The organism is Dermacoccus sp. CCH2-D9, assembly GCF_001556795.1.
In the GTDB taxonomy this organism is placed as follows: domain Bacteria; phylum Actinomycetota; class Actinomycetes; order Actinomycetales; family Dermatophilaceae; genus Dermacoccus; species Dermacoccus nishinomiyaensis.
This window is the reverse complement of the sequence record NZ_LSJT01000087.1, coordinates 24,446-30,700: the sequence shown is the minus strand read 5'-3', so window position 1 is coordinate 30,700 and position 6,255 is coordinate 24,446. Positions and strand designations below refer to the sequence as shown.

At 70.0% G+C, this 6,255-nt stretch carries 7 protein-coding genes; all 7 read right to left on the bottom strand.

What is annotated here, in order from left to right; genetic code table 11:
- Positions 1–351 (bottom strand): hypothetical protein (locus AX669_RS07505; protein ID WP_197418870.1); only part of this gene is annotated, 351 nt, incomplete at its 3' end.
- Complete coding sequence (feoB, locus tag AX669_RS07500; protein WP_062257588.1) at positions 348–2,267, bottom strand: ferrous iron transport protein B; 1,920 nt, start codon at positions 2,265–2,267, stop codon at positions 348–350. The genes feoB and AX669_RS07505, both read right to left, overlap by 4 nt.
- Complete coding sequence (locus AX669_RS07495) at positions 2,264–2,500, bottom strand: FeoA family protein (RefSeq protein ID WP_175282459.1); 237 nt, start codon at positions 2,498–2,500, stop codon at positions 2,264–2,266. Before AX669_RS07495 ends, feoB begins: the two co-directional genes overlap by 4 nt.
- Before the next feature lie 88 nt (positions 2,501–2,588).
- Positions 2,589–3,830, bottom strand: a complete 1,242-nt coding sequence (gene proB / locus AX669_RS07490) for a glutamate 5-kinase (protein ID WP_170957143.1) — start codon at positions 3,828–3,830, stop codon at positions 2,589–2,591.
- A gap of 36 nt (positions 3,831–3,866) precedes the next feature.
- Positions 3,867–5,393: a GTPase ObgE gene (gene obgE, locus AX669_RS07485; protein ID WP_062257584.1), complete on the bottom strand. Its 1,527-nt coding sequence runs from the start codon at positions 5,391–5,393 to the stop codon at positions 3,867–3,869.
- Positions 5,394–5,589: 196 nt separating this feature from the next.
- Positions 5,590–5,856, bottom strand: a complete 267-nt coding sequence (gene rpmA, locus AX669_RS07480; protein ID WP_006944241.1) for a 50S ribosomal protein L27 — start codon at positions 5,854–5,856, stop codon at positions 5,590–5,592.
- A 49-nt stretch (positions 5,857–5,905) separates the two neighbouring features.
- Positions 5,906–6,211, bottom strand: a complete 306-nt coding sequence (rplU, locus tag AX669_RS07475; protein WP_006944318.1) for a 50S ribosomal protein L21 — start codon at positions 6,209–6,211, stop codon at positions 5,906–5,908.
- Positions 6,212–6,255: the final 44 nt, after the last annotated feature.

The window sequence follows — 6,255 nt, the reverse complement described above, 5'->3', positions numbered from 1 at the left end:
GGCAGCGCCCTCGTCGAATTCGCCCACGGCGTCCCCGTCGGCGTTGCTCGAGGCATCGCTCGGCTCGACGCCGCCGGGCTCACGCGCAACGAATCGGCTCGACGTGTCAGCAAGCACGTCGCTCAGCGCGTCGCGCACGGCTGCTCCGTCACTCGCCCACGTGTGCGGCGCGCGCAGCCTGACGACGAGCGCGCCCGGTTCGCTGACCATGTCGCCGGCGCCCGCGCGCGTCAGCGCCTCGGGCCACGCCGCGAGCGCTCCGAGCGGGACGTCGCACCGCGCTCCGGAGAAGCGCCACCGCACGACGTCTGGATCGGGTGTTGCCTCCGGGTGCAGGGCGAGGTCGCTCATGTGAGCGCGAGCACGATGTGGCGAGCGAGGAACGCCATGCCCCATGCGAGGACGAACATGTACGCCCACGCGATCGCCGGCCAGCGCCACGTGTTCGTCTCGCGACGCATGATCGCGATGGTCGAGACGCACTGCAGGGCGTAGACGAAGAACACGAGCAGCGCGACGACCGTCGCCGTCGTGAAGACGAGCTGCCCGGCGTGCGGGCCGTCGCTGAACGTCATCTTCATGAGCGCCGCGCGCGGGTCCTCGGGGTCGGTCGCGCTCGCCACCTGCCCGAGCGTCGCGACGAAGACCTCGCGCGCACTCGTCGCGCCGAGCAGCCCGACGCAGATGTGCCAGTCGAACCCGAGCGGCGCGAAGATCGGCTCGATGAACCGCCCGATCGAGGCGGCATACGAGTGGTCGATGACGTACGCGGCCTTCTCGGTGTCGCCCATCCCGGCGGTCTCGGCGCCGCGGGCCGGGAAGTTGAGCAGCACCCACAGCGCGACGGTCGTCGTCAGGATGATGCCGCCGGCCTTGCGCAGGAACATACGCACCGAGTGCCACATCGTCGTCACGACGTTGCGGATCGACGGGAAGCGGTACGGCGGCATCTCCATGTAGAACGGCAGCGACGCATCGCGCAGCGCCGTCGCCTTGAACACGGCGACCGCGACGAGGGCCGACAGCCCGCCGAGCACGTACAACCCGAAGAGCACGAGGCCCTGCGCGTTGAACGGCCCGTACCGCTGCCCCGGTTCGACGAGCAGCGACGTCAGCAGCACGTAGACGGGCAGGCGCGCCGAGCACGTCATGAGCGGCGCAGTGATGATCGTCGCGATGCGGTTGCGTGACGACGGGATGGTGCGCGTCGCCATGATGCCTGGCACCGCGCATGCGAACGAGCTGAGCATCGCGACGAACGCGCGGCCCTCCAGCCCCGTGGCGGCCATGATCCGGTCCATGAGGAACGCCGCGCGCGACAAGTACCCGACGTTCTCGAGCAGCGACAGGACGAGGAACAGCAGCATGATCTGCGGCACGAAGACGAGCGTCGCGCCGACACCACCGATGATGCCGTTGCCGACGAGTGAGGCGAGCGTGTCGTTCGGGATGTGTTGCGCCTGGGCGCCGAGCCACGCGAACCCCTGCTCGACGAGATCCTGCAGCGGCGCAGCGACGGTGAAGATGGCCTGGAAGAACAGGAACATCGTCGCGAAGAACACGGCGAGACCGGCGACCGGGTGCAGCAGCACCGCGTCGATGCGCCGCGAGCGCGTGTCCTGCCCGGCGGGCATGTACTCGGCGGCCGCGAGCACCGAACGCGACCACGGCGCGAGCTGCGCATCCTGCGTCGGCGGGCTGACGACGGGCCGCGTCCAGGCGGGGACGTCGGCGAGCAGGGTGCGGATGTCGTCGACCCCCACGCCCGTCGCCGCCATGACGGCCCGCACCGGCACGCCGAGAGCCCGCTCGAGGGCTGCGACGTCGAGGTGGCCGCCGCGCGCGTGCAGTTCGTCGATCATCGTGAGGGCCAGCATCGTCGGCTTGCCCAACGCGATCGCGCGCGCGACGAAGGGCAGCGAGCGTCGCAACGTGGTGGCGTCGGCGACGACGATGAGCGCGTCGGGTGCCGGCACGCCGTCGAGTCGGCCGGCGAGGGCATCGACGACGACCTGCTCGTCGGGGCTCACGGCCTCGAGGCTGTAGGTGCCCGGCAGGTCCTCGAGGACGAGGTTCGTCCCGCCTGCGCGCACGTCTCCGAACGAACGCGACACCGTCACGCCCGGGTAGTTGCCCGTCTTCGCGCGCAGACCGGTGAGTCGGTTGAAGAGGCTTGACTTGCCGGCGTTCGGCGCGCCCAGCAGCGCGACGCGGGTGCTCGTCGCGGCGTCCGCTGTCGCGACGTCATCGGGGGCGTGGCAGCTCACAGGACGTCGACGCGGATGGCACCCGCGTCACGCCGACGCAGGCAGAGTTCGTAGTCGCAGACACGGAAGACCATCGGATCGCCCATCGGCGCACGGCGCACGACCTCGATCTGTTCACCCTCGCGGAAGCCGAGCTCGCGCAGGCGACACAGGACGGCGTCGGCGCACCGGGACGCATCGAATCCGACGACGGTGGCGTGGGAGCCGGGCCGCAGCAGGTCGAGAGTCGTCATGGGCCTCACCTTCGGAGCACTCGCACCGTCGCGGGACGCGGCGATCATAGGCAAGGCTCACCTTACTCCCCCGGGCCGAACAAGTGGCTCAGGGCAGCAGCACCAGATGATCGCGGTGGACGAGGCTGCGCTCGAAAGCCGGGCCGATGGCGTCGCTCAGATCGCGAGTCGTGCGCCCCATTGCACGGTGCACGTCGGCGACGTCGTAGTTGACGAGCCCGCGCGCGAACACGTGGCCGTGACGGTCGGCGAGGTCGACGGCGTCGCCTGCGAGGAATCGCCCCTGCGCCTCGATGACACCCGCGTGAAGCAGCGAGCGCCCCTTCGTCCGCACGGCCTCGACTGCGCCATCGTCGAGCACGAGGCGCCCGGCCGGGTGCGTCGCGTGCGCGAGCCACAGGCGTCGCGCGCTGCGACGACGACCTGTCGGCGCAAATGCCGTGCCCACCTGCTCGCCGAGCAGCGCGTGGCGCGCGTTCGGCATCGACGTCAGCATCGTCGGGATGCCGGCTGCGGTCGCGATGCGCGCCGCGTCGACCTTCGTCCGCATGCCCCCGGTGCCGACACCGGATCCGGTGCCGCCGATCTCGACGTCATCCATCGCGGCGACGTCCGCGACGAACGGGATCCGCGAGGTGCCCTCGCGGCTCGGCGGACCGTCATAGAGGGCGTCGACGTCCGAGAGCAGGATGAGCGCGTCGGCGTCGACGAGGTGCGCGACGAGTGCCGCGAGCCGGTCGTTGTCACCGAAGCGGATCTCCTGCGTCGCGACCGTGTCGTTCTCGTTGATGACGGGCACCGCGCCGAACTCGAGCAGCGTCTGCAGCGTCGAGCGGCCGTTGAGGTACGTGGCGCGGCGGGTGACGTCCTCCGTCGTCAGCAGCACCTGCCCCATCGTCAGCCCGAGACCCTGGAACAGCAGCGAGTACGCGGACATGAGCTGTCCCTGCCCGACGGCAGCTGCGGCCTGCGCCTGCGGCAGCTCCGTCGGGCGCGTCGGCATGCCGAGCTGGCCCATCCCCGCAGAGATGGCTCCGGAGGAGACGAGCAGCACCTCCTTGCCCGCGTGCCGACGCTCGGCCAGCACCCCGACGAGCTCCGTCAGCGCCTCGTGGTTGATGCCGCCGCTCGTGTGGGTGATCGAACTCGACCCCACCTTGACGACGACGCGCTTGGCTTCGCGGACCTGCGCGCGCACCGCGTCGCCGTCGACGGCAGGGGTCGTCGGGGGCGTCTGCGGGGCGTGCTCGGCATGATCGTGCTCGTCGCGCACGTCAGCCGCACGCGTGGCGTGCTCGTCGGGCATGGTCGTCGTGGCGTCTGCGTTCATCGGGCGACTCCTTGCTGCACCGACGCGCGGGGCGCGTCACTCCTCGGTGCGGTAGCTCTCGTGCTCGGTCCAGACTCCGGCCTGACGTTCGGCCGCGAGCTCTTCGCGCGCCAGACGCTGACCGTCCTTGCGGTTGTGGAACTCGTCGCGCTTCTCGGCGCGCGACGGACGCGACGCCTCCTCGAGGCGTAGGTCGGTGCCGCGGGCGCCGAGCAGTTCGGCGCCGGCCTGCAGGGTGGGCTCCCAGTCGAAGACGACAGCGTTGTCGCCGGGACCGATGAGGACGGTCGAGCCGGGCACCGCGCCCGCCTTGAACAACTCCTCCTCGATACCGAGTCGGTTGAGACGATCGGCGAGGTAGCCGACGGCCTCGTCGTTGCTGAAGTCGGTCTGGCGCACCCAGCGCGTCGGGCGATCCCCGACGATACGGAACAGCGTGCCGTGCGTGCCACCCTCCTTCACGATGCGGAACCCGGCGTCGTCCATGGCCTTCGGACGCACGATGACGCGCGCCGGCACGGCCGACTCGACCTCCTGACGCGCCTGCTCGACGTGCTTGGCGAGCGCGAACGTCAGCTCCTTGAGGCCCTGGTGCGCAACGGCGGAGACGATGAACACCTCGAGGCCGCGTGCTTCGAGGTCGGGCTTGACCATCTCGGCGAGTTCGCGGGCGTCCGGCACGTCGGCCTTGTTGAGCACGACGATGCGGGTGCGCTCGGAAAGGGGCTTGCCGCCGAGGGATTCGTCGGCGACGTACTCGCTCAGTTCGTGCTCGATCGTGTCGAGGTCGCTCATCGGGTCACGGCCCGGCTCGAGCGTCGCGCAGTCGATGACGTGGACGAGGACCGAGCAGCGCTCGACGTGACGCAGGAACTCCAGGCCGAGGCCCTTGCCCTGGCTCGCGCCGGGGATGAGACCGGGCACGTCGGCGATCGTGAAACGCTGCGAACCGGCCGTCACGACACCGAGATTGGGCACGAGCGTCGTGAACGGGTAGTCGGCGATCTTCGGCTTCGCGGCGCTGACGACGGAAACGAGCGAGCTCTTGCCGGCGCTCGGGAAACCGATGAGGGCGACGTCGGCGAGCGTCTTCAGCTCGAGCACGATGTCGTTGCTCTCCCCCGGCTCGCCGAGCAGCGCGAAACCGGGCGCCTTGCGCCGCTGGCTCGCGAGGGCCTTGTTGCCGAGGCCGCCGCGGCCACCGGCGGCCGCGACGTAACGGCTGCCGAAACCGACGAGGTCGGCGAGGATCGTGCCGTCGCGATCCTTGACGACGGTGCCCTCCGGCACGGGCAGGACGAGGTCGTCGCCGTCGGCGCCGTTGCGTTCGTCACCGGCACCCGGCTTGCCGTTCTGCGCGCTGCGGTGCGGGCTCTTGTGGTACTCGAGCAGCGTCGTCACCTGCGGGTCGACCTCGAGGACGACGTCACCGCCGTGCCCGCCGTTGCCGCCGTCCGGGCCACCGAGCGGCTTGAACTTCTCACGATGCACGGAGGCGACGCCGTGCCCACCGTTGCCGGCCGTCACGTTGAGGACGACGCGGTCGACGAAGTTGGTTGCCATGGGTGATTCCTTTCGGCGCGCGCGAGGCGCGTGGCGCGGCCGGGCCCGTGAGGCCCGTGGTGCCGCCGTGATGCGGTGCCGCGTCGATGCGTCACCACGTTGATTCTATGAGCGTTCCGAGACGCACGTGAGGGGGTGAGCCGCGACGCGCGGGCTCACCCCCTCACGCGGGGTGATCAGATGATCGCGTGAGCGATCAGGCCGTGATCTCCGGCTCGACGACGATGTCGACGACCTTGCGGCCCTTGCGCTCGCCGAACTTGACGGCGCCCGGGGCGAGGGCGAAAAGCGTGTCGTCGCCGCCACGGCCGACGTTCTCGCCGGGGTGGAAGTGCGTGCCGCGCTGGCGGACGATGATCTCGCCCGTGCCGACGACCTGGCCGCCGAAGCGCTTCACGCCGAGTCGCTGTGCATTGGAGTCACGACCGTTGCGGGTCGAGGATGCACCCTTCTTGTGTGCCATGTCAGAGCCTCTTTCGAAATCTGTGGAAGATCAGGGGTGAGCGCGAGGCTCAGCCGATCTTGGTGACCTTGATCTGCGTCAGCGGCTGACGGTGGCCCTGGCGCTTGCGGTAACCCGTCTTGTTCTTGTACTTCATGATGGTGATCTTCGGGCCCTTGGCGGCCTTGACGACCTCGGCGGCCACCTTGACACCGGCCAGCTTGTCGGCCTCGACCGTGATGTCGGCACCGTCGACGAGCATGAGCGGCTTCAGCTCGATGCTCTCGCCCGGCTGCGCCGAGACCTTGTCGATGAGGAGGACATCGCCGACGGAGACCTTCTCCTGGCGACCACCCGCGCGAACAATCGCGTACACGTTGGACTCTCTTTCGTCATGGCACGCTCGCTCTGTCTGACCGG

Bases quoted from the DNA above. Each gene is read 5' to 3' on its own strand.
- AX669_RS07495 (WP_175282459.1), bottom strand. From the start codon at position 2,500: ATGACGACTCTCGACCTGCTGCGGCCCGGCTCCCACGCCACCGTCGTC.
- proB (WP_170957143.1), bottom strand. From the start codon at position 3,830: ATGAACGCAGACGCCACGACGACCATGCCCGACGAGCACGCCACGCGT.
- obgE (WP_062257584.1), bottom strand. From the start codon at position 5,393: ATGGCAACCAACTTCGTCGACCGCGTCGTCCTCAACGTGACGGCCGGC.
- rpmA (WP_006944241.1), bottom strand. From the start codon at position 5,856: ATGGCACACAAGAAGGGTGCATCCTCGACCCGCAACGGTCGTGACTCC.